This window comes from Kineococcus auxinigenes, from assembly GCF_050871525.1.
Lineage (GTDB): Bacteria > Actinomycetota > Actinomycetes > Actinomycetales > Kineococcaceae > Kineococcus.
The window spans coordinates 1-824 of the sequence record NZ_JBKBCT010000148.1 but is presented as its reverse complement, the minus strand read 5'-3'; the positions used below and the strand labels follow the sequence as shown (position 1 = coordinate 824).

Genomic DNA, 824 nt, shown 5'->3' with positions numbered 1-824 from the left:
TCTCCGGCAAGCGTGGTTCCAAGAAGATGCCACGCAATGCCTATGCCTAGGTCAGCGCTCTCCAGATGAGAATCGTGCGGTCATCGTGCCATGCCGGCCGCCAGGAATTTGGCTCGTGCGATCAGCCCATAGGCACGCGGCTTGCGACACCTACCGCACGAATGCCGTCGGCGCCATTGCGGCAGCGGACGGTGCTGACAGACGTTGCACACACGGAGGTCGACATGCCTGCTAAATCCAAGGCACAGCAAATGGCAGCCGGCGCTGCACTTTCCGCAAAGCGCGGGGATAGAAGTCCCGGGTCGTTAAAGGGCGCTTCGAAATCGATGTACGACTCGATGAGCGAAACGCAGCTCAGAGAATTTGCATCGGCGAAGCAGAAGGGAAAACCGCGGCAGAGAGCCAAGCATTGAACATTCGGCAGCAACGCATATCGGCCCATCTCACGGCCATGTAGAGGAGGCGTCATGCTTCATTACGCTCTGATCTTTTTCGTCGTTGCGATTATCGCGGCGGTGCTCGGCTTTGGCGGCATTGCAGCCGGTGCTGCATCCATCGCAAAGATTCTTTTCTATATCTTTCTCATCCTCTTTCTGGCCTCGCTGCTGTTTGGTATCACCAGACGGTGACGCGCGTCCTGTGGGTCTGCTGTGCGCCCGTTGAGCCTGAGCTCGTGATCAAGTTCGATCTCTTAGTGAGAGCGAGTACCTCATGCGCGTCAAACGGTGATTGCGCCAAGATGGCTGAGTCGCCAGATCGTTGGCGTTAAGAATCAGTTGAAGGTCGCAGCGCAATAGTGGGTGGACTCACCACCACGTCGCTCA

At 57.2% G+C, this 824-nt stretch carries 2 protein-coding genes; both read left to right on the top strand.

Annotated elements, in window-relative coordinates:
* Nucleotides 1-224: 224 nt before the first annotated feature.
* Nucleotides 225-413, top strand: coding sequence for a DUF3008 family protein (locus ACRYR9_RS19705; protein WP_082170264.1), 189 nt, complete (start codon nucleotides 225-227; stop codon nucleotides 411-413).
* 54 nt (nucleotides 414-467) lie between these two features.
* A complete protein-coding gene (locus ACRYR9_RS19700; protein ID WP_048934730.1) occupies nucleotides 468-629 on the top strand; it encodes a DUF1328 domain-containing protein in 162 nt (53 codons plus the stop codon).
* The last annotated feature ends 195 nt before the right edge of the window (nucleotides 630-824 follow it).